This window comes from Pseudoalteromonas sp. TAP-3C (assembly GCF_059888565.1).
On record NZ_CM187618.1, the window covers coordinates 2,450,742 to 2,472,500 of the forward strand.

The 21,759-nt window shown below is 41.4% G+C and carries 15 protein-coding genes and 2 rRNA genes (1 of these 17 cut by a window edge); 6 read left to right on the forward strand and 11 right to left on the reverse strand.

Features of this window, described 5'->3' with window-relative positions; genetic code table 11:
* The first annotated feature begins 142 nt into the window (after positions 1-142).
* The gene (locus AC6H44_RS11515) at positions 143-1,690 is read left to right on the forward strand and encodes a capsule assembly Wzi family protein (RefSeq protein ID WP_500735628.1); all 1,548 of its coding nucleotides are present in this window, start codon (positions 143-145) and stop codon (positions 1,688-1,690) included.
* An 86-nt stretch (positions 1,691-1,776) separates the two neighbouring features.
* On the opposite strand, the gene hldE is transcribed toward AC6H44_RS11515, so the two are convergent.
* Together hldE and AC6H44_RS11525 are read right to left on the reverse strand one after the other, a co-directional pair.
* Positions 1,777-3,216: a bifunctional D-glycero-beta-D-manno-heptose-7-phosphate kinase/D-glycero-beta-D-manno-heptose 1-phosphate adenylyltransferase HldE gene (gene hldE, locus AC6H44_RS11520; protein ID WP_500735629.1), complete on the reverse strand. Its 1,440-nt coding sequence runs from the start codon at positions 3,214-3,216 to the stop codon at positions 1,777-1,779.
* Positions 3,216-3,806, reverse strand: a complete 591-nt coding sequence (locus AC6H44_RS11525) for a D-sedoheptulose-7-phosphate isomerase (protein ID WP_028835523.1) — start codon at positions 3,804-3,806, stop codon at positions 3,216-3,218. The genes hldE and AC6H44_RS11525 overlap by 1 nt, the downstream gene beginning before the upstream one ends.
* A 247-nt stretch (positions 3,807-4,053) precedes the next feature.
* Here AC6H44_RS11525 and waaA point away from each other — a divergent pair, with 247 nt between their 5' ends.
* Positions 4,054-5,337, forward strand: a complete 1,284-nt coding sequence (gene waaA, locus AC6H44_RS11530; protein WP_500735631.1) for a lipid IV(A) 3-deoxy-D-manno-octulosonic acid transferase — start codon at positions 4,054-4,056, stop codon at positions 5,335-5,337.
* Entirely contained in the window at positions 5,334-5,882 is a 549-nt protein-coding gene (locus AC6H44_RS11535) for a DUF1415 domain-containing protein (protein ID WP_500735632.1), read from the forward strand. The genes waaA and AC6H44_RS11535 overlap by 4 nt, the downstream gene beginning before the upstream one ends.
* A gap of 35 nt (positions 5,883-5,917) precedes the next feature.
* Here AC6H44_RS11535 and AC6H44_RS11540 read toward each other — a convergent pair whose 3' ends face one another.
* The 4 genes from AC6H44_RS11540 to purL all read right to left on the reverse strand — a co-directional run bounded on the left by AC6H44_RS11540 (position 5,918) and on the right by purL (position 12,892).
* Positions 5,918-6,247 carry a YdbL family probable chaperone protein gene (locus AC6H44_RS11540; RefSeq protein WP_500735633.1) on the reverse strand — a complete coding sequence of 110 codons (330 nt, stop codon included), beginning with the start codon at positions 6,245-6,247 and terminating at the stop codon, positions 5,918-5,920.
* An 11-nt stretch (positions 6,248-6,258) separates the two neighbouring features.
* The gene (locus tag AC6H44_RS11545; protein ID WP_500735634.1) at positions 6,259-6,456 is read right to left on the reverse strand and encodes a YnbE family lipoprotein; all 198 of its coding nucleotides are present in this window, start codon (positions 6,454-6,456) and stop codon (positions 6,259-6,261) included.
* Positions 6,453-8,909, reverse strand: coding sequence for an intermembrane phospholipid transport YdbH family protein (locus AC6H44_RS11550; protein WP_500735635.1), 2,457 nt, complete (start codon positions 8,907-8,909; stop codon positions 6,453-6,455). Before AC6H44_RS11550 ends, AC6H44_RS11545 begins: the two co-directional genes overlap by 4 nt.
* Before the next feature lie 98 nt (positions 8,910-9,007).
* Positions 9,008-12,892, reverse strand: coding sequence for a phosphoribosylformylglycinamidine synthase (gene purL / locus AC6H44_RS11555; RefSeq protein WP_500735636.1), 3,885 nt, complete (start codon positions 12,890-12,892; stop codon positions 9,008-9,010).
* A gap of 211 nt (positions 12,893-13,103) precedes the next feature.
* On the opposite strand from purL, the gene mltF reads away from it, so the two are divergent.
* Both mltF and AC6H44_RS11565 read left to right on the forward strand, forming a co-directional pair.
* Positions 13,104-14,549, forward strand: coding sequence for a membrane-bound lytic murein transglycosylase MltF (gene mltF, locus AC6H44_RS11560; protein WP_500735637.1), 1,446 nt, complete (start codon positions 13,104-13,106; stop codon positions 14,547-14,549).
* 117 nt (positions 14,550-14,666) lie between these two features.
* On the forward strand, positions 14,667-14,834 hold the full coding sequence (locus tag AC6H44_RS11565; RefSeq protein WP_500735638.1) for a hypothetical protein: 168 nt from the start codon (positions 14,667-14,669) through the stop codon (positions 14,832-14,834).
* On the opposite strand, the gene tadA is transcribed toward AC6H44_RS11565, so the two are convergent.
* A complete protein-coding gene (gene tadA / locus AC6H44_RS11570; RefSeq protein ID WP_500735639.1) occupies positions 14,831-15,334 on the reverse strand; it encodes a tRNA adenosine(34) deaminase TadA in 504 nt (167 codons plus the stop codon). The two genes, AC6H44_RS11565 and tadA, sit on opposite strands and share 4 nt — an antisense overlap.
* 177 nt (positions 15,335-15,511) lie before the next feature.
* On the opposite strand from tadA, the gene AC6H44_RS11575 reads away from it, so the two are divergent.
* Positions 15,512-16,816: an inosine/guanosine kinase gene (locus AC6H44_RS11575; RefSeq protein ID WP_500735641.1), complete on the forward strand. Its 1,305-nt coding sequence runs from the start codon at positions 15,512-15,514 to the stop codon at positions 16,814-16,816.
* Between the two features lie 18 nt (positions 16,817-16,834).
* Here AC6H44_RS11575 and glsB read toward each other — a convergent pair whose 3' ends face one another.
* The 4 genes from glsB to AC6H44_RS11595 all read right to left on the reverse strand — a co-directional run.
* Positions 16,835-17,758, reverse strand: a complete 924-nt coding sequence (gene glsB / locus AC6H44_RS11580; protein ID WP_500735643.1) for a glutaminase B — start codon at positions 17,756-17,758, stop codon at positions 16,835-16,837.
* A gap of 532 nt (positions 17,759-18,290) precedes the next feature.
* The gene (gene ltrA / locus AC6H44_RS11585) at positions 18,291-19,565 is read right to left on the reverse strand and encodes a group II intron reverse transcriptase/maturase (protein WP_500735645.1); all 1,275 of its coding nucleotides are present in this window, start codon (positions 19,563-19,565) and stop codon (positions 18,291-18,293) included.
* Between the two features lie 779 nt (positions 19,566-20,344).
* Positions 20,345-20,459 (reverse strand): 5S ribosomal RNA (rrf, locus tag AC6H44_RS11590).
* Positions 20,460-20,751: 292 nt separating this feature from the next.
* Positions 20,752-21,759: ribosomal RNA gene (locus tag AC6H44_RS11595) — 23S ribosomal RNA — on the reverse strand; it runs 1,890 nt beyond the window's last position.

Sequence of the window (21,759 nt, forward strand, 5' to 3'; positions counted from 1 at the left end):
ACCTTTTTTACGATAGGGTCTATTTTTAAATCTGAACCAAAATCATCCCATTAAACTCTCTTTAATGGGATGATTTAATTACTGCAATGATGAGTCTAGGTTGCTAAACTTAGCAACAATTTCAATCACAAGGATCTGAGCTTTGCGAAACAAAATTTTCATACTTTCTTCGCTTTTTTGCGCCCTAACAACCACCGTAAATGCTGAACCCTGGGTCAAACCTGATGATTACGGTCTTAGAGCCGATATTCAACAGCTCGCCGATGCGGGTATTATTTTAGCCCCAGTAACAACTTACCCATTAATGTGGAAAAGCTTTATTGCTGATTTAGACAGCACCACATTAGAGCAATTATCTCCTAGCTTACAGGATGCACTATTACGGGTAAAACATCGTTATAAGTCAGAAAATAGTGGCTCTCATAGTATGCAGTTTTCTGCTTCTGCCAATTCAGATCCATTAACGGTCACTAGCTTTGGAGCCACTAACAGCCAAGAGTCAGAGTTAACTGCAGCTTATGCCTATTTAGGGCATAACTTTGCAGCAAAAATTGCGCTTAATTACCGAAGTGATGGAAAAAAATGCTTAGTTACTGACAAAACAATTGATGACATAGCTCAAAACCAGCAGGCACTGACAGATTGCAATGATACCTCACTTGATGACAGCTACTTAGCGTATCGTATGGGCAATTGGATTGTAAGAGCGGGTGCCATTGAGCAATTTTGGGGCCCAGGCGTTGATAACAGCTTGATAATGTCTGGTAATGCAAAGCCATTACCTGCCGTTAGTATTTCACGTGAGCAAAGCAGTGCCTTTGAAACGCCCTGGTTAAGTTGGATTGGTCAGTGGAGCTTTACAGCACAAATGGCGAAACTTGAGTCAACCCGCGTTATTCCTGATGCCTTACTTTGGAGCACACGATTAAACTTACGTCCCATTCAACAGCTAGAAATTGGCTTTAGCTGGTCAGCTCAATGGGCAGGAAAAGGACAACCTAATTCAGCCGGTGATTTTTTTGATATGATCACGGGTGATACAAGATGTGTTGATGGCACTACAAATTGCGATAGCCAGTTAGAATCTAAAATTGGTAATCAATTAGCGGGTATGGATATTCGTTGGTCTGATACTTTATTCAATCAACCTTACGCGCTTTATGCCAGTACCATTGGTGAAGATGCAAGCTCTCAGTTTAAACCAGCAGATAGGGCTTATTTATTTGGTGCTCAAACTACTCATCGTATTTATGATCAGAATATTTTATTTAACTTAGAATACACTGATACCGGCGTAGCGTGCTCTGCCACATCAGCAACAGAAAATTGCTATTATGAACACACTGACTACCAATCGGGCTATCGCTATCATGGCCGCCCTATCGGCTCTACTTATGATAATGACGCGCAGTCACTCGTGCTCACTATACTAGGACAGCTTTCTAACGGCACTGATTGGCAAATAAAATTGCGTGATATTGACTACAACAGCGACAACCGCGACCGTTACCCTAATAATCCAGATTTAGGTAACTCAATCACAAAAACCGCAATTGCTTCTAAGCAGCTTGAAGTGCGTTACAGAATGCTTGCAATGGGGGGGCGTTTAACCCTTGGTGGGCTTGCCTCAAATAACGATAAAGCTGATAACGACACTTCAGCGTTTGCTAAGTTCGAGTACAACTTTTAGTATCGCTAATAAAAATTAAAAAGGGGATAAACCGCCGTTTATCCCCTTTTTTCATTTCCCTAGCGAACTAGCTTTTCATTAGCGAACTAACTTTTTATTTTGCTGATCACCTTTGATGTCGAACAACCATCTAAAAATTCAAGCACTTCTACTTTTCCACCATGGCGCAATACATGCTCTGCCCCAGCTATTTGCTCAATGGTGTAATCACCGCCTTTAACTAAAATATCGGGGCTTATTTGCTCGATAAGTTTTGCTGGCGTGTCATTTTCATCAGCACTGCCAAAGGGGATAACCCAATCGACAGAGGCCAATGCACTTAATACCATAGCGCGTTCATCTAATGGATTAATTGGACGTTCTGCACCTTTTAAGCGCGTAATAGATTCATCGTTGTTTAAACCAACCACTAACCTATCGCCACGCGCTTTAGCTTGTGCTAAATAGCGCACATGCCCTGCGTGTAAAATATCAAAGCAACCATTGGTAAATACAATAGTTTCGCCATTTTGCTTAGCAAATTCTATGTGTTGCAGTACATCATCAAATGGAGTTTGGTAATGCTCGCCAGTTGCCTGTAAATATTGGCCTAGTTTACGGCTTAATTCTTCAGGGGAAACCGTAGCGGCGCCCAATTTACTTACTGCAATACCTGCCGCTAAGTTTGCAACTTCCACTGCATCCTTTGCAGTCATTCCTGCACCGAGCATTACTGCAAGGGTTGCAATAACGGTATCTCCTGCACCCGTCACATCACTAACTTCAAGTTCTTGGGCTGCAAAATCATATTTTTCAGTGGCATTAATAAGTGACATACCTTGCTCTGAACGGGTAAGCAACATCGCTTTTATACCCGCATCATTAATAAGAGTGCGTGCACTACTGGCAAGCGTCTCTTCTGAGCTAACCTGCCCACCCGCTAATTTAAACTCGTTTAAATTAGGCGTTATGTAATCAGCTCCTCGGTATAGCGCTAAATCCGATGATTTGGGATCAACAAGTACGGTTTTTCCTGCTTTTTTAGCCACACTTATCATTTTTTTAATCAAGGAAAGCGAGCCTTTATTGTAATCAGAGAATACAATAAAGTCATAATTATCAATCACTAACTCTAATCTATTTAATAGCAGTTGACTATGAGACTCGCTAAAGGTCTCTTCTAAGTCTAAACGCACCACTTGCTGATGACGACTAATTACCCGCATTTTAGAAATAGTGGGCAAATCACACACGCTGACAAGCTGTGAATTTATTTTTTCACCTTCTAAAATATTTTCTAAGATTTGCCCGCTTTCATCCTCACCAATTAAACCGAGTAAACCGACTTTACCATCCAAACGGGCTATATTTTTAGCCACGTTAGCGGCACCACCCGCTTTATCTTCAAGCTTACTTACTTTTACAACCGGTACGGGTGCCTCTGGTGAGATACGCCCTGAATCACCATACCAATAGCGGTCGAGCATCACATCGCCCACCACTAAAATACGCGCAGCTGATAAGTTTTTTAGTAAAGATAAATCCATTATTGCTGCTCCGCAACAACCATATCCATGGCTTCACATAACCAGTGACCAATAAACATGTGCGCCTCTTGAATACGCGCGGTTTCGTCGTTTTTAATAATAATAGGTAACTTGGCAATATCTTTTACTTGTCCACCATCGCGGCCAGTAAATGCAACTGTAAATGCGCCAATTTTATTCGCCGCTTCTAATGCTAAATTGATATTTTTACTGGTACCGGATGTAGTTAAACCAATCACTATGTCTTCAGGTTTACACAGCGCCTGTACTTGGCGTTCAAACACAGTATCAAAATGATAGTCATTACTGTGCGCTGTTAAAATAGACGTGTCTGTGGTTAAGGCAATAGACGCTAATGGGCCTCGCTCTAATTTGTAACGCACCACAAACTCTGCAGCTAAATGCTGAGCATCGGCAGCACTGCCGCCATTACCAAACCAAACAACCTTGCCACCAGCTTGTAAAGCACTATGACATGCTTCGAGCAATTGCATTACCTCTTGATGATACGCCTCCATGGTTTCAAACAGTACTTGGTGACGGTTTAAACTTTCTAGGTAGCTAGTTGCCACTGAATCTATAATTGACATGAGATATTCCTCTTGGGACTGAAATGGCAGGAAAAATTAATTCATTATTCCATAATTTTATACCCAAATCACCTCAATATAATTAAATTAACTATTTCACAGAAACTGATGCAATAGAGTGATTTGAATGACGTTCATTTAGTTTATACCCTAGTAACTGAACTCAAACCAACTTTTATACTTTGTATGTTTAGAAATAAGCCGTTTCACGGTAAACTAGCTACAATTACCTTTAATAAAGCTCAGTATGGCACGCACTTTTTATTCACTTGCACTCATCATTATTAGCCCTTTGATCATATTTTATTTATATGTATTACGAGGTAAAAAAAATTCGGGTTATCGCGCGCATTTTCAAGAACGCTTTGGTTTTATAAGCCGCTCTTTATTTTCAAGTAACACTAACCCCGTTGTTTTTCATTGTGCGTCTGTAGGTGAAGTATTAGCAGCAACACCATTAATTAAAGCATTGCAAAATGAACACCCGCAGTTAAATATTTTGCTTACTTGTAACACCCCCACTGGCCGCGCACAAATAACCGCACAATTTAAAGACACCGTCGCTATTAGCTATTTACCTATCGATTTTCCTTTTGCTACAGTGCGGTTTTTAAAACGCGTCAAACCGCAGTTACTCTGTATTTTAGAAACTGAATTGTGGCCAAATATCATGGCAAATGCGCATAACAAAAAAATCCCCGTATTGGTTGTTAATGCCAGACTGTCTGAAAAGTCGCAGCAGGGCTATCAAAAAGTGGCGCAGTTAACTCATAGTATTATGCACTCTATTACTGCGTTAGCCAGCCATAACAAAACCGATGCAGCGCGTTTTATTGCGCTAGGACTTGAGCCTGCAAAAAGCCATGTGACAGGTTCAATTAAATTTGATATAAGCCCCAATCAAGAGCAACTAACAAAGGTGAGCGCGCTCAAACAGCGCTATAATAGCCAACAACGTTTTATATGGGTGGCAGGCTCTACTCACCCTATAGAGCATGAATTAATACTCGATGCCCACCAGCAGTTGTTAAAAAAGCAACCTGATGCTTTATTGATTATTGCCCCACGCCACCCTGAGCAATTTGATAAAGTGGCTGAACTACTCACACAAAGTACTTTACGCTTTAGTCGTCGTAGCCAAAATAATTACCAAAACGAACCCGTTTTACTTGCCGATACGCTAGGTGAATTACAGTGCTTATACGGCGCGGCCAGGGTTAGTTATATTGGCGGTAGTTTAATTCGTCGTGGTGGTCATAACCCGCTTGAATCAGCCGCATTTGCGGTAGGTGTAATAACAGGCCCTCACACGTATAACTTTGACCATGTCTACCCTGAATTAATAAAACTCATAGGAGCGTGCGTGGTAGAAAATGCAGATGAGCTAGCACAACAACTCATTACTTTTAGCCAAAATACAAAGGCATGCCAAACACTCGGCACTAAAGCCGCACAATGCGTTGCTAAAAACCAAGGCGCCATAAAAAAAACACTCACTATTATTAATCAATACTTAGAGCCAAAACAGTGACTAACATAGCTATTAGCCAAACCCGAGAATGGGTTTCATCCGTTATTGTAAAATATAACTTTTGTCCGTTTGCCCGTAAAGAAGTCGAAACCAACGGTATTCATTACATTGTAAGTAACGCTAAGACCATCGATGATGCAGTAATGGATATGCTTGAACAATGTATCGAGCTTGACCGTGAGAACGAGCGAGAAACCACGCTGATTATGTTCGATAACGGCTTTAGTGATTTTGAAGACTTTTTAGATTTAGTCGATTTAGCCAATGCGCTATTGGTTGCACAAGGCTTTGAAGGTAAATATCAAATTGCTAATTTTCACCCTGATTATGTATTTGCCGATAGCGATGAGAGCGATGCAGCCAACTACACAAATAGAGCGCCGTTTCCTACCTTGCACCTAATTCGTGAAGCAAGTATGAGTGAAGCACTGGAAAACTATAGCGAACCTGAGTCTATTCCTGAGCATAATATAAACTTAGCACGCCGCAAAGGCATTGATTTTTGGCAACAATTATTAGAAAACTGTAAAAAACCGAGCGTATAAGCTCGGCTTTCAATGCCTTAGGTAATGCAATAGCTTTATTTTTTAACCCAGCTACCATTTACTTCGATATAATGGCCGCTTTGGGTTTTTTCGATGGTTTTTGCCGCTGCCAACGCCTCAACTTGTGCCAATGACAAATTATTCTTTTTAGCTAATTTTAAGTACTGCGCCTTACGTTTTTCGTTAACGTCATCAACAACCGCTTTTGCTTGTGTATTTTGTACAACTAACCCAAGGTAACCTGAGCTGTTTTCACCGACTAAGCCTTGGCTTTTAGCCTCATCTAAGCTCATAGCCCAAACTGAAAACGACATACAAACGGCACTTATTAGGGTTACTATATTTAATTTATTTTTAATATTCATATTTAAGCTCCTTAAAATAACTCACTGTCATCATTAAATAAATTATCGAGTTCTTTATCTACTTTGACTCGAATTTCATGATCAACTTTAACATTTAAATTAATAGTGATAGGCTCTTTAGCCGACACCTCAACACGGTGCGTACACGCACTTAGCGCTGATATTGCTGCTAACGCCAGCAGCACTTTTATCGATAACGACTGTTTCATTGCCCATTTCCTTTTTGTGAAAATTGTTGCTCAACTTTTTGTGTAATTTCATCACTTAAACGCAGTGCACGTAAAAGCGTAAATATATTTTCTTCATGATTATAATTAAAGTTAACTTGCTGCTGCGCTTGCTGATTATAACCTTGTAAATTAACTCCAAGCTTTAGCCAACCATCATTTTTAAGTACAACACTGCTATTAAGTTTTTGAATATCTAAATCAGATAATAACCCAAGAACAGGTTGCAATTCTTGTTGTTGCTGCATAACAGAATCAAACACAGCATTATTACTAATTTTTAAATTGCCCTCGCCTTGGCTAAATAAACTACCTTGACTAATATGCATACCACTTTTATCAAAGTTCACCGGCAGTATACCAGCCAAACGCCCCGTTAAAGCAATACCCGACTTATCATCAAAGGTGATCAGCTTACTTGCATCGATATTATTAAACGTGACAGTGCTAACTTGGCTTTCTTTTGTAAGCGTATAATTGTCTAATAAAAATGTACCGCCAAGCACATTACCTACAACATCATTTACGAATGCATTGTTATTATTAACGACCCATTGCCCTTCAAGGTTTTTTATAACTGCGCCCGCTCTAAACTCATTTAAATTAAAAGTAGTGGGTTTTACATTAAGCTTACCTGAATCAAACTCCCCGCTAAATACACTACTAAAATCACTTGCAAGGTAGTCATTATAAAGTCCACTTAATTGACTCACATCTATATCAAAGGATGCCCTTTGTAAATTGACATCGCCACTAATATTGCCGTTAAAAGTACCTTTTGTAAGCCTCGCAAGCGGATAAAACTGATTAATAAAAGCGTTTAATGGCAACACACTTTGCTCTGGCACAATTACCTCAAACGGATGTGCCTGTGGCGATATATGGTGATTTACCACCAGCTCAATATCATCTATAAACGCATGATGCGACGCTTTAAGTGCACGGCTTTGTAAGCCTCTGGAGTCTATTTTTATATTATTCACTTTTATATCAGGGCTATTAACGGCCTTAATTTGCGTTTTCGCAGTTAAATGGGCAAATAACTCACCTACACCTAGGTTTGCTTTTACTGTCAGGCTATTACTTATATTGGTAAGTTTAAATTCTTTATATGCCGCATTTTTTAACTGATTAGTTAATGTAATTTCTGCATTTAGTTGTTTATCCATTTTCGCGATTAAACCACCTTGATAGTGCACTGCTTTTAAATCAAAAGCTTCAAAGCTAGCAACAGAAAATTGACTCTGTGTGTACCCGACGGGTTTTGAGTCAATAAATTCACTTAATTCAAACTGACCACTGAGATTAAGCTTATTGGCAGTAACAGGAATAAATGCGGGTAGCTTTTCAAGCTCAACGTCGTAATCACCTTTAACTTTAGTCCCCTCTAGTTGAGCGTTTATATTAATGCTGTTTATATCTGGCGTGTTTATTTGAGCAGACACGTTTGCCTTAATATTATCAAGCAAAGCGTCAATAGTGAGTTCGGTATCTGTTACTAAAATATCAACGTGTTTATTGCCTTCACTGATCAAATTGATTGCTGGAATACTCAGCTCTCCCTCTTCTAAACGAATCGCTTGAGAAAGCCTAACCTGCCAATTTAAAGGGACTTGTTCGCTTACAAAATTTATATATTCACTTGTTGAATTTAACTCAGTACAGCGAGGGGTTAAATTAATGGTGTTATTAAGTAAATCAGTAGCTAGCATTAACGCTTGGTTATTTAAATTAAAGCGAGTGGCCATCTGGCCAGTGGTTAATACATTAAATTGGCACTGCTCAAACGTATGAGCTAATTGGGCATTAATCCCCCCGTTCAACTTAAGCTCAACCCCATCAAAACTAAACGCTTGTTGAGTATTAAAGTTAACATCATCGAGTAAGGTGTTTTTAGTGTTTATTATCTGTTTTAAAAAAGTGTCATCAACTGTAAGCTGACCAGTTATTTTATTAGGGGTTAACGTGGCACTTGCATTTATATCACCCGTTATATTAAGTTGATTTAGCACAGGCTCCAATACACTTATTTTTAATGGTTTATTAAGCTGATAACTGTTTACTACAAGTTGTTTAATATTAATGAGTGGGCGATTTAAAGGCAGCGCTAGTTCAAGCTGTTTAGCCGGTTGATTAGCATTATCACTTTTAGGGAATGGATTAAGCGTTAATATTGCACTTTGAACACGTATACGCTTTGTATTTAAAGTCACATCAAAAAGCTGTAATTGTTGATTTTGGTAATTTAAACACACTGTGTCGGCATGAATATTTAATTTTGCGGTGATTGAAAAATCGAGACAGCTTAATGTGATACCTGCTTTTTTAAGCTCAGGGGCAATGACCCATTGTAATAAAGGCAAGCGAAATACATACCCGAGTAATAATAGACTCAGTAAAAAAGTGCCAATAATTAAACTAATGCGCTTAAACATATTATCCTTACATGTTTTTTAATCACTATAATCAAAAAAGGCTGCACAAGGCAGCCTTTTTTATTTTACATCCAAATCTAGTGTGTATAAATAGAAGTTTAGCCTACATTTTTACGCGCATTACGGAACATACGCATCCACGGGCTATCCTCTTTCCACTCATCGGGGTGCCAAGAGTTAGCCACAGTACGGAATACACGCTCTGGGTGCGGCATCATGACAGTTGCACGACCATCTGTTGATGTAATACCAGTAATTCCTTCAGGCGAGCCATTTGGGTTAGCGGGGTATTGCGTTGTTGGGTTACCGTAGTTATCTACAAATTTAACCGCTACAGTACCTGAATCAAGCGCCGCTTTCATTGCCGCATCACTTGCAAACTCAGCATGACCTTCACCATGAGATACCGCGATTGGCATCCGCGAGCCTGCCATGCCATTAAAGAATACCGATGGATTCTCTTGTATTTCAACTAAGCTAAAGCGTGCTTCAAAGCGCTCTGACTTATTCGTTACAAAACGTGGCCAATGCTCAGTACCTGGGATCAACTCTTTTAATGTTGATAACATTTGACAACCGTTACAAACACCTAAACTAAATGAGTCTTGGCGCTCGAAGAAGCTTTGGAACTGATCGCGCGCCATATCGTTAAATAAGATTGACTTAGCCCAACCTTCACCCGCACCTAATACGTCACCATAAGAGAAACCGCCACACGCCACTAAACCTTTAAACTGCTCAAGGCTTAAACGACCTTCTAAAATATCACTCATGTGCACATCAACCGCTGCAAAGCCCGCACGGTTAAACGCAGCGGCCATTTCAAGGTGCGAGTTTACGCCTTGCTCACGCAATATTGCCATTTGCGGTTTAGCACTGGTTGCAATGTAAGGCGCTGCAACATCTTCATTTAAGTCAAAGTTGAGTTTTACATTCAGACCTGGATCATTAGCATCAAACTTAGCATCAAACTCTTGCTTAGCACAATCAGGGTTATCACGACGTGCTTGCATTTGGTAGGTTGTTTCAGCCCACATTGTACGAAGTTCAGTACGGGTATGCTTGAGTACTGTTTGCTCATTACGATTAAACACAATGTTATCATGGTTATTCAGCGAGCCAATAACATGACTAATTGCGGCAATACCATGCTGTTCAAACACTGTTTTAACTGCGTCTAAATCGCTGTTTGCCACTTGAATTACAGCGCCTAGCTCTTCGTTATAAAGGGCTTCAATGTCAGAGCCGGTTAAACCTGCTAAATCAACCGTTACACCAGTGCGCCCGGTAAATGCCATTTCTGCAATCGTAGTAAATAAGCCACCGTCTGAACGGTCATGATAAGCAAGTAGCTTGCTATCAGCGACTAGCGCCTGCATGGCATTGTAAAAACCTTTTAGTAGCTCTGGGCTATCTACATCAGGCGTTACATCACCTAATTGCTTATAAACCTGTGCAAGGCTTGATGCGCCCAATCGGTTTTTGCCCGCGCCTAAATCAACTAATATAAGCGATGTCTCGCCTTTATCAGTGCGTAGCTGTGGCGTAACTGTTTTACGTACATCATCAACACGACCAAAAGCAGTGATGATAAGTGATAACGGTGATGTGACAGATTTTTGCTCGCCATTTTCATCCCACTGAGTTTTCATCGACATAGAGTCTTTACCCACTGGAATTGTTAACCCAAGTGCAGGGCACAGCTCCTCCCCTACGGCTTTTACCGCTTCGTAAAGACCGGCATCTTCACCAGGGTGACCCGCCGCGGCCATCCAGTTTGCAGACAATTTTATGTTTTCTAGGCTACCAATATTAGCACAGGCAATATTAGTCAATGATTCAGCGACCGCCAAGCGTGCTGAAGCACCATAGTTAAGTAATGCGGCAGGCGTGCGTTCACCCAGTGACATAGCTTCACCATGGTAGGTATCGTAAGTAGCAGCGGTTACGGCACAGTTAGCAACCGGTACTTGCCACGGGCCCACCATTTGATCGCGCGCGACTAAGCCAGTTACTGAGCGGTCGCCAATGGTAATGAGGAAGGTTTTTTCGGCAATGGTTGGTAAACGCAATAAACGTTGCGCTGCATCAGCGGGGGTAATTGCATCCACATCAAGTGCAGTACCGACTACTTGCTGCGATGTAACATCACGATGCATTTTAGGTGCTTTACCTAGTAATACATCAAGCGGTAAATCAACCGGGTTATTATCAAAATGGCTATCAGCGACGGTTAAATGAGACTCTTGCGTCGCTTCACCAATAACAGCATATTGCGCTCTTTCACGCTTACAAATCGCCTCAAAACGGTCAAAGTCTTCAACAGCGACAGCAAGTACATAACGCTCTTGAGACTCGTTACACCAGATTTCGTGTGGTGCCATGCCCGGTTCATCATTTGGAATATCACGAAGCTGAAACTTACCACCTCGCCCACCATCATTAACAAGTTCAGGGAAGGCATTTGATAAACCACCAGCGCCCACATCATGAATAAACGCAATTGGATTTGCATCACCTAGCTGCCAACATTTGTCGATGACTTCTTGGCAACGACGTTCCATTTCAGGGTTTTCACGTTGTACAGAGGCAAAGTCTAAATCTTCATTTGATTGACCCGACGCCATACTTGATGCAGCGCCACCGCCTAAACCTATGTTCATCGCAGGGCCACCTAGTGCAATGAGTTTTGCACCAACTGGAATATCGCCTTTTTGAACATGATCAGCACGGATATTACCTAAACCACCGGCAAGCATAATTGGCTTGTGGTAACCACGTACTTCTTCACCATTATGGCTGGTTACTTTTTCTTCGTAAGTACGGAAGTAACCTAATAAATTAGGACGGCCAAACTCGTTATTAAACGCAGCACCCCCTAATGGGCCTTCAGTCATAATATCTAGGGCATTCACTATGCGCCCTGGTTTACCAAAATCACTTTCCCAAGGTTGTTCAAAACCCGGGATGCGTAAATTAGAGACAGTAAAGCCCACTAAGCCCGCTTTTGGTTTTGAACCACGGCCAGTTGCACCTTCATCACGAATTTCCCCGCCCGACCCTGTAGCTGCACCAGAAAATGGCGCTATAGCGGTTGGGTGGTTATGCGTTTCAACCTTCATTAAGATTTCAATGTCTTCTTGATGATACGCATATTCGCCTTGCGCATTCGGGAAGAAGCGACCCGCCTTTGAACCTTTCATTACTGCTGCGTTATCTTTGTAGGCAGACAGTACATTTTCAGGATTATGTTCAAAGGTATTTTTAATCATTTTGAACAATGACTTAGGTTGTTCAATGCCATCAATGGTCCAATCAGCATTAAATATTTTATGACGGCAATGCTCTGAGTTTGCTTGTGCAAACATGAATAATTCGATGTCGTTAGGATTACGACCTAGTTTAATAAAGTTTTCAACTAAGTAGTCAATTTCGTCATCAGCAAGTGCAAACCCTTGCTCTATATTTGCTACGGCTAATGCTTCGCGGCCGCCAGCTAAAATATCAACTGATGACATTGGCCGAGGCGCATCGCTTTTAAATAACTGCGCTGCATCTTCTAATTTACTATGCGTTGCTTCAGTCATGCGGTCATGAATGAGCGCACTAACGTGTGCAAGCTGCTCTGCACTTAAATCACCTTCAACATAATAAGCAATCCCACGCTCTACGCGATGAACTTGCTTAAGCCCACAGTTATGAGCGATATCAGTCGCTTTTGAAGCCCATGGCGAGATTGTACCAGGACGAGGCGTTACTAATACTAACTGACCCGCTGGCGCATGCTCAGCAATTGTTGGCCCGTAGGTTAATAACTTTTCAAGTTTGGTGTGCTCATCAGTGTTTAATGGCGATGTTAAATCGGCAAAGTGAGCGTATTCGGCATATACATTGGTGACAGGAAGTTGCAATTGTTGGCAACGCGCTAAAATTTTATTAACTCTGAACTCTGAAAGTGCTGGTGCACCACGAAGGATCAACATAAGTAATTTCACCCGGGGTTAGGGATTGAACGATATTTTAGGCGCGTATTATAGTCCAAATTACTCTTATATTTAACTCAAAAATGCGCTTTTCATTAAATTAACTTTTTGTTTTTAATTACACCTATTTTTTACTCACTACGATTAAACGATAAGTGACGCAATCCATAAGTTTTGGTATAACAAGAGATACAATATTAAAGGGGCGAACATGTTAAAGATGAAGCTAATAACAATTATTACGTTAGTCATACTTTTGTGTGCATGTAATACACAAGAGCAATCGACACAGCTTGCCCAAATCAAATCTGAAAACAAAATCCGTGTTGGCACACTTGCCAGTGCAAGTAATTACTATCAAGCCGTTCAAGGGGAGCAAGGGTTTGAATTTGAACTTTCTCAAGCGTTCGCAGACTACTTAGGTGTAGAGCTTGAAATTGTGCCCTTTTTTAATTTATCCGATATGTTTGTACGCTTAGATAGTGGCGATCTAGATTTAATAGCCTCAGGGCTTACTTATAACAAAGCACGTGCAGAGCGTTATCGCTATGGTCCCACATACAGGACGATTAGCCAAAAATTAGTATTTAAACAAGGCCGCGAACGCCCACGCGATTTTGATGATCTTACTGGAAACTTTACTGTTATCGCTAAAAGTAGTCATTCGCTTACTTTGGAAGAAATTCAACAAAAAAATCCAAATTTAAATTGGAATGAAACAGAAGAATTTGATGAGGAAGAACTTTTGCAAGCGGTCATTGACGGCGAAATAGATTATACCTTAGCGGATTCACACACATTAGCGTTATTTCGTCGCTACCACCCTAATTTAAGCATTGGTTTTTCAGTTACCCGTAACGATTCGATTGCATGGATATTAAGAAAATCGAATGATGATTCCTTATACGCGTTATTAGTGCCTTTTTTTGGTGAAGCTAAACAAAACAACCAACTCTATGTCCTCGAAGAAAAATACTTTGGCCACGTCCGTCAGTTTAATTACGTTAATACTTTAGCCTATATAGATGCAATTAAAGAAACATTGCCTAAATATCAACCTTGGTTTGAGCAATATGCCGGTAGTCTTGATTGGCGATTACTCGCAGCATTGAGTTATCAAGAGTCGATGTGGAATCCGCGTGCCAAGTCTCCAACGGGTGTTCGCGGCATAATGATGCTCACACAACGCACAGCAAAATATGTCGGAGTCACTAATAGGTTGGAGCCTGAACAGAACATACGCGGCGGAGCGCTGTATCTCAGCAAACTTATCAAACGTATTCCAGATAGAATCCCCCAACCTGATCGTACATGGCTTGCTTTAGCTGCATACAATGTAGGCTGGGGACACGTAAACGACGCACGAATAATTACAAAACAACAAGGTGCAAGTCCTGACAAATGGGCTGATGTTAAAAAGCGGTTACCACTATTAGTAAAAAAACGTTATTATCGCAATACTCATTACGGCTATGCACGAGGTGATGTAGCCGTTACTTATGTCGATAATATTCGTCGCTACTACGATGCGTTAGTCTGGCTTGATGAAAATAATGCAATCGCGCCTGCAACTTCAACAAACATATTAGAAGAAAAAAACATTAAACTGGATGAATCAAAACAACGTACAAGTGGTGCTAGTAATGAGAATAAATAAATTTTATAGATTAAATTATCTAAAAATAAAACAGTAGTTTACTTGTAATCAATTATTCAATAACCTAAGTTAATTATATAAAAATTTGTGTCATCACCAAGCACATAAGGACAAGTTATGCTTAAACGTAGACGAACACACCAACTAAATCGTTGTATAAAACATTCAACGGCAACGCGCCGTCGAGTAATGCTTAAAAATTTACATAAAAAAGTAATTTGGCGTCGCCGTATGTTTGAAATGCAGCAAATGGCTGAGTTAGATGCGCTAAAAGCTGCTGATTAAGCACTGTTAATACGAGCGGCTTGCTTTGCCGCTTTTATTTGCGCCCTGCGTCGCTTAAAAAAACTAGAAACAGTTTCTGCGCATTCCTCCTTTAATATCCCGCCTGTTATTTCAACTTGATGGTTTAAACGCGGCTCTTGTAACAAATTCATAATTGACCCAGCCGATCCTGTTTTGGCGTCCGCAGCGCCATACACTAAACGTTTAATGCGGCTATGAACTAATAAACCCGCGCACATAAAGCAAGGTTCTAACGTAACATACAAGGTACAATCAATTAATCGGTAGTTATTAAGCACCTTACCTGCTTCACGAACCGCTACCACTTCAGCATGAGCAGATGGGTCATTATCAGTAATTGAGCGATTATAACCTACGCTAATAAGCCGATTATCTTTGACAATAATGGCTCCTACTGGGATCTCATTTAATTTCTCTGCCTGTTTTGCATATACAAGCGCTTGTTGCATCCAATATTGGTCGTCAAATGGCTCTGTCATTATTGTTACTTAGCTATTTTTTATATGGTAATTATACCAACTCAGCATGATAAAATGCGTTATTGATCACTTTATTGCAAAAATAAAACAAATTTAAATGCTTTGTCATGGCTCATAAGGCAAGATTTACGCTATAATCTCACGCTTTTTTTATTTAGCTCACAACACGGGTAGCAAATGAAATTTCCTGGACGCCGTAGGCATAAACATTACTTTCCAGTGGAAGCCAAAGATCCACTGACCAATCAACTTAACGCCACAGAACGGTTACACCGCAGTTATATTACAGGGATTGATCAAATCGTTGTTGATATAGAAGCCAAGGTTGACCAAGCTTTTCTTGATGAATTTCAGTTGCGCCGAGGAATGTCGCAAGTCATAGATAATGACATCACCAATGCTTTATATGACCGCTTAAAGCTCAACGATATGGTCGATTACGAATTCGCAGGGGGAACCGTTGGTAATACCATGCATAATTACTCCGTACTTGCCGATGACCGTTCAGTATTACTGGGTGTAATGAGTGAAAACATAAAAATTGGTAGCTACGCTTATCGCTTTTTATGTAATAACTCAAGTCGCGTAGACTTGGATTACTTACAGCCAGTAGATGGCCCAATTGGCCGCTGTTTTACATTAATTGACGAAACAGGAGAACGCACTTTTGCAATTAGTTCAGGTTTAATGAATTACTTAAAGCCTGAGTCAATTGATAAAGAGCTTATTGAAGGCTCATCGGCATTAGTGATCAGCGCCTATCTTATGCGTACCCAAGGCGATGAAACCATGACCGAAGCGACTATGCAAGCCATCAAATATGCCAACGACGCGGATGTACCGGTTGTATTAACACTGGGTACTAAATTTCTTATAGAGCAAGATCCCACATGGTGGGCTAACTTTGTAGAAAAACACGTTAATATACTTGCAATGAACGAAGAAGAAGGTCAAGCCATAACTGGGTTTGAAGACCCACTGCTTGCAGCTGACAAAGCACTGGACTGGGTTGATTTAGTGATTTGTACCGCTGGTGAAAAAGGTTTATTCATGGCAGGCTATGTGGATGAAAATTTTAAACGTGAAACAGAGTACCCGTTGTTGCCAGGTGCTATCGCTGATTTTAACCGTTATGAATTTTCTCGTGCAATGCGCAAAGTAGAGTGTGACAATCCAATCAAGGCATACAGCCATACAGCTCCATTTATGGGGGGGCCTGATTCGATTAAAAACACCAACGGTGCGGGTGATTGTGCACTTGCCGCAGTACTTCATGATTTATCAGCGAATGTATACCATAAATTAAATGTCGCTAATTCTGCAAAACATCAACAACAAGCTATTACTTACTCTTCACTTGCGCAAATTAGTAAATACGCCAATAGAGCTAGCTATGAAGTGCTTGTGCAGCATTCTCCCCGTTTATCTCGAGGTTTACCTGAGCGAGAAGATTGCCTAGAGCAGGTTTACTGGGACCAATAAAGGTCCCACTTTACTCAATTAAAAAATGGATATATCAAGCCTCTTAGATAGCAGCTCTAATGCTGCTAAGCCTGCTACTGAATTACCAAAAGAGTTTAAACCTGGAGAGTAAACAGCCACCGTAAATCTATTAGGCAATACAGCAAGGATTGTTCCTGATACACCCGATTTACCTGGCATACCGACTCGATAGCCAAAATCACCTGCAGCATCATATAGTCCACTGGTAAATAATAGCGAGTTTAATTGCTTATTTTGACGACTAGAAAGCACTCGCTGACCAGAGTTGTAATCAATACCTTTATTCGCTAAAAAGCTATACGCTTTTGATAATTCGATACAATTAAGCTCGATTGCACAAAAGTTAAAATATGACCAAAGCACATCATCAACCTCGTTCTCAAAATTACCAAATGATTTCATTAAGTGCGCCATTGCCGCATTTCGATGTCTAAACTCATACTCTGAATTAGCTACTTTTTTATCGATTACAATGCCGCGATTGCCAGACAAAGTACGAAACGTCTCCAACATAGAATGCATTGGAGCAGATAAGCGACTATATAAAGCATCACAGGTAACAATGGCTCCTGCATTAATAAATGGGTTACGTGGAATACCTTTTTCAAACTCAAGCTGTGTAAGAGAGTTAAACGCTGTACCTGAAGGCTCTTTGCCCACTCTATGCCATAGTTCGTCGCCATAACGTTGTAGTGCTAATGTGAGAGTCATGACTTTAGAAACAGATTGAATTGTAAAACGTTGCTCATAATCACCGGCGCAAAAAATCTCACCTTCAGTAGTATAAATAGCAATAGAAAACTTTTCAGGATCAACCTCTGCTAATGCCGGTATATAATTGGCAACTTTTCCTTGAGTTAGTAAAGGCCTTACCTCTTGAGTTATTTCATCTAATACTCGTTGATAGTCACTGGTAGGCAATCGACACCTCAATAATATAAAAACTAAAAGCAGATTTTAACACGTCAGTTCCATAACCGCATAGGAATGTTGAGCTTATACCAATCTGCCAAATTAAGTGTTCTCATTAACGCATCGATACTTAGCTACTTTTGCTAATTTGAAGTTAGAAGATGCCAAACAGCGGACTTAACAATGGCGTTGCAGGCTTAAACAGCCATTAAATAATGTTATCAATAAATAGCGTGGAATAAATTCATCTCAGTACCTAATAGAGTTAAAAGCATCTGCGCTAGAGACTGGATAAAATTGACTTAATCTTTATGCAGATTGGTATGAGATGATCGTCGCGTTCTTTTTTCCCGTGGGTTTCGTGATACTCAACCCACGCTACGGTGGTCAGGTTGACGCTGTGCAACTGCTAGCTGACGGCTTAACGCTGATACTTTATTTTAGACAACATCGAGTAGGGTGAGGCTTTTGCCTCATCCCTCTCACAGAACCGTACGTACGGACCTCGTATACGGCTCCTGTATTCTTCTATCCCTTCGGCTTATTTACTAAACGCCGATTGAGCAAGCCATCCTGTACTTACTTTTTCCATTGAATATAAACCTAGCTCTTCAAACCATTGGTTTGGCATTGCTACACTCGATAATGGACTTAGGGAGTTTCGCCATGAGTTCATTTTCATAAACTTAAATGGCGGCTTTTTCCCTAATTGTTTTAGTCGTTTATGCAATCTCGCTGGATTTTTCCACAACCTTAACTGAATGGCCCTTAATCGGCGTCTTAACCACCCCGCCAGCTGAGTTAATGCTCGTTTACAATTGGCTATACTGAAATAATTTACAAAACCACGCACCACTGGGTTTAGTCTTTTTATTATTTCAACTAAGTTCATGCCGCTATTTCGTTTTGTTAATCGTTTAACTTTTTGTTTGAAGCCTTTGAGTTTTGACCCTTGGATCCATGTCCAATTACATCCTATCTCCACTCCCAAAAATTTTACCCCTTCACTGCTATGCGCTATATGGGTTTTCTTTTGATTGACTGTTAACTTCAAGTCTTTCTCCAGTATCTGAGTTGCTACAGTGAGTGCATGTTTCGCTGCTTTTTCTGTGCAGCATAAGATCAAAATGTCGTCGGCGTACCTCACTATTCTGTGATTTCGCTTTTTCATTTCTTGATCGAACGCATCTAGGTAGATATTCGCCAACAATGGACTAATAACCCCTCCTTGTGGACTCCCTACCTCACTCGCTTCCCAGTGATTGCCTATCATTACCCCACTTTTTAAAAACTGATTGAGCAGCTTTAAAATGCTACCGTCTGTCACTTTACGTTTGACGCTGCTAATAATTAAATCGTGGTCTAACAGGTCAAAGCACTTCGACAGATCCATATCAACCACCCACTCACGCTGATATTTACGAATAAATACCGTGGCTTTGCTGATGGCATCATGGCAGCTTCGTTTCGGCCTGTACCCATAACTTGATGGGTGAAAGTCGATGTCGAAGATCGGTTGGAGAATGTTCAATAGCGCTTGTTGTACTATGCGATCGCGAACTGTTGGAATGCCCAGCAATCTCACGCCGCCATCGTCTTTCGGTATTTCTATCCGTTTGACCGGCTGCGCGCGATACTGCTTGCTCTGCAGTTCACGTTGCAGTTGTTTCAAGTTTTCTTCTAAATTCAAGGCGAACGCGGCTATGAACTGCCCATCTATTCCGGCGGCTCCTTTTGCTGCTTTCACTTTTTTGAATCCCTTGTACAGGTTATTAATATCTAATAATTGCCCATACAAGCTGTAGTAAACTGTCATCAATTGCCTTTGCTTGCGGTATGTCTGTCGTTTCACATTGATGTATAGTGGTGTCCTTCATGATGACATTAGGTGTGCTAGCCCAGTGGCAATCTGCCTAAGTGGTCAATCATTACTCCCGTGCTCGGCCTTTAATTCTCAGCGTCCACATTCCTGCTTAGCCGTCATCTCTTGCCTATTTCCGTCGAAATACATGTGAACCTATACGTCGATATTCCTGATTTTCATACTCTTAAAGAATACTTCCCCCCTTCGCAATCAATTAAAACTTTTGATTTAAATTGACCCTATCAGACACGCTGCTGATAGTCGGCTTGGTTTTGCCCTCCACACCATTACTGGCTTTCATCGGCCTAGCCTTACTCACTACTACGGGTTCATCTGCCACCTCACACCGACGTTAAACCTTGGGTTTCCCCTTGAGTTTAGGCCACTTATTTACACTAAGTTTAGATGCCAGGCTTCCCCAGTTACTGTGCTGGCTCCCTGTTAGAAATTCCACCCTCAAGCACAGCATTGGTCTGACTAAGTATAGGGCGTTGCGCTATTTTGCACGCTGACCCACCAATGCTGCCGAAACAGGTTACGGTTAGTTGTGTACCTCTAACTTCTTATGGCTTCCTTCAGACCCCACCGTTGGCCAGTGACGCCCTTGCCATTCAGATTATCTTCCCCTTAGTCAGGGTGATTCAGATTTCTTTCAACCTGACGGGTTTGCCAGCTTCGCTGGGCAAACAAAAAACCCGCTACATCGCTGTAACGGGTTTCTCTTATTTGGAGCCTGGCAATGTCCTACTTTCACATAGCAAATGCTACACTATCATCGGCGCTGTTTCGTTTCACTACTGAGTTCGGCATGGGGTCAGGTGGGTCCAAAACGCTATTGTCACCAAGCAAATATGGTGCAAAGGAGTAATGACAAAGCACGTAGTGCTACCATTTCCTTTGCGCAAGGTGCCTCAACTTTAACGCTACGCGCTAAGAGTCACCTTATAAATTTGGAATTCAGATAATAAAGTTTTCAGTAAATATCTACTTTAGTTGTCGCGATAAATCACGACCTACAATCTTAACTTCTGCGCTTGTTTCACTATCACATAAAAATCTGTCTGGAACAGATTTTAACGCACTTGTGCGGCTTTAGTCATTTACATGGACGTAAATGATAAAACGCGTTTGGCGTTGTATGGTTAAGCCTCACGGGTAATTAGTACAAGTTAGCTTAACATGTCACCATGCTTCCACACCTTGCCTATCAACGTTGTAGTCTTCAACGGCCCTTCAGAGACTTTAAAAGTCTAGTGAGAACTCATCTCGAGGCCTGCTTCGCGCTTAGATGCTTTCAGCGCTTATCAGTTCCGAACGTAGCTACCGGGCAATGCCATTGGCATGACAACCCGAACACCAGCGGTTCGTTCACTCCGGTCCTCTCGTACTAGGAGCAACCCCTCTCAATTCTCAAACGCCCACGGCAGATAGGGACCGAACTGTCTCACGACGTTCTAAACCCAGCTCGCGTACCACTTTAAATGGCGAACAGCCATACCCTTGGGACCGACTTCAGCCCCAGGATGTGATGAGCCGACATCGAGGTGCCAAACACCGCCGTCGATATGAACTCTTGGGCGGTATCAGCCTGTTATCCCCGGAGTACCTTTTATCCGTTGAGCGATGGCCCTTCCATTTGGAACCACCGGATCACTATGACCTACTTTCGTACCTGCTCGACGTGTCTGTCTCGCAGTTAAGCTGGCTTCTACCATTACACTAACCGTACGATGTCCGACCGTACTTAGCCAACCTTCGTGCTCCTCCGTTACTCTTTGGGAGGAGACCGCCCCAGTCAAACTACCCACCAGGCACTGTCCGTAACCCCGATTCAGGGGCCAACGTTAGAACATCAAAACTACAAGGGTGGTATTTCAAGGTCGACTCCACAAAAACTAGCGTCTCTGCTTCTAAGTCTCCCACCTATCCTACACATGTAGGTTCAATGTTCAGTGCCAAGCTGTAGTAAAGGTTCACGGGGTCTTTCCGTCTAGCCGCGGGTACACAGCATCTTCACTGCGATTTCAATTTCACTGAGTCTCGGGTGGAGACAGCGTGGCCATGGTTACACCATTCGTGCAGGTCGGAACTTACCCGACAAGGAATTTCGCTACCTTAGGACCGTTATAGTTACGGCCGCCGTTTA

Excerpts from the sequence above, each read along its gene's own strand:
- purL (WP_500735636.1), bottom strand. The coding sequence starts at position 12,892 with ATGTTGATCCTTCGTGGTGCACCAGCACTTTCAGAGTTCAGAGTTAAT.
- AC6H44_RS11575 (WP_500735641.1), top strand. The coding sequence starts at position 15,512 with ATGAAATTTCCTGGACGCCGTAGGCATAAACATTACTTTCCAGTGGAA.
- AC6H44_RS11525 (WP_028835523.1), bottom strand. The coding sequence starts at position 3,806 with ATGTCAATTATAGATTCAGTGGCAACTAGCTACCTAGAAAGTTTAAAC.
- waaA (WP_500735631.1), top strand. The coding sequence starts at position 4,054 with ATGGCACGCACTTTTTATTCACTTGCACTCATCATTATTAGCCCTTTG.
- AC6H44_RS11550 (WP_500735635.1), bottom strand. The coding sequence starts at position 8,909 with ATGTTTAAGCGCATTAGTTTAATTATTGGCACTTTTTTACTGAGTCTA.
- hldE (WP_500735629.1), bottom strand. The coding sequence starts at position 3,216 with ATGGATTTATCTTTACTAAAAAACTTATCAGCTGCGCGTATTTTAGTG.
- mltF (WP_500735637.1), top strand. The coding sequence starts at position 13,104 with ATGTTAAAGATGAAGCTAATAACAATTATTACGTTAGTCATACTTTTG.
- ltrA (WP_500735645.1), bottom strand. The coding sequence starts at position 19,565 with ATGACAGTTTACTACAGCTTGTATGGGCAATTATTAGATATTAATAAC.
- AC6H44_RS11540 (WP_500735633.1), bottom strand. The coding sequence starts at position 6,247 with ATGAATATTAAAAATAAATTAAATATAGTAACCCTAATAAGTGCCGTT.
- AC6H44_RS11565 (WP_500735638.1), top strand. The coding sequence starts at position 14,667 with ATGCTTAAACGTAGACGAACACACCAACTAAATCGTTGTATAAAACAT.
- AC6H44_RS11545 (WP_500735634.1), bottom strand. The coding sequence starts at position 6,456 with ATGAAACAGTCGTTATCGATAAAAGTGCTGCTGGCGTTAGCAGCAATA.
- tadA (WP_500735639.1), bottom strand. The coding sequence starts at position 15,334 with ATGACAGAGCCATTTGACGACCAATATTGGATGCAACAAGCGCTTGTA.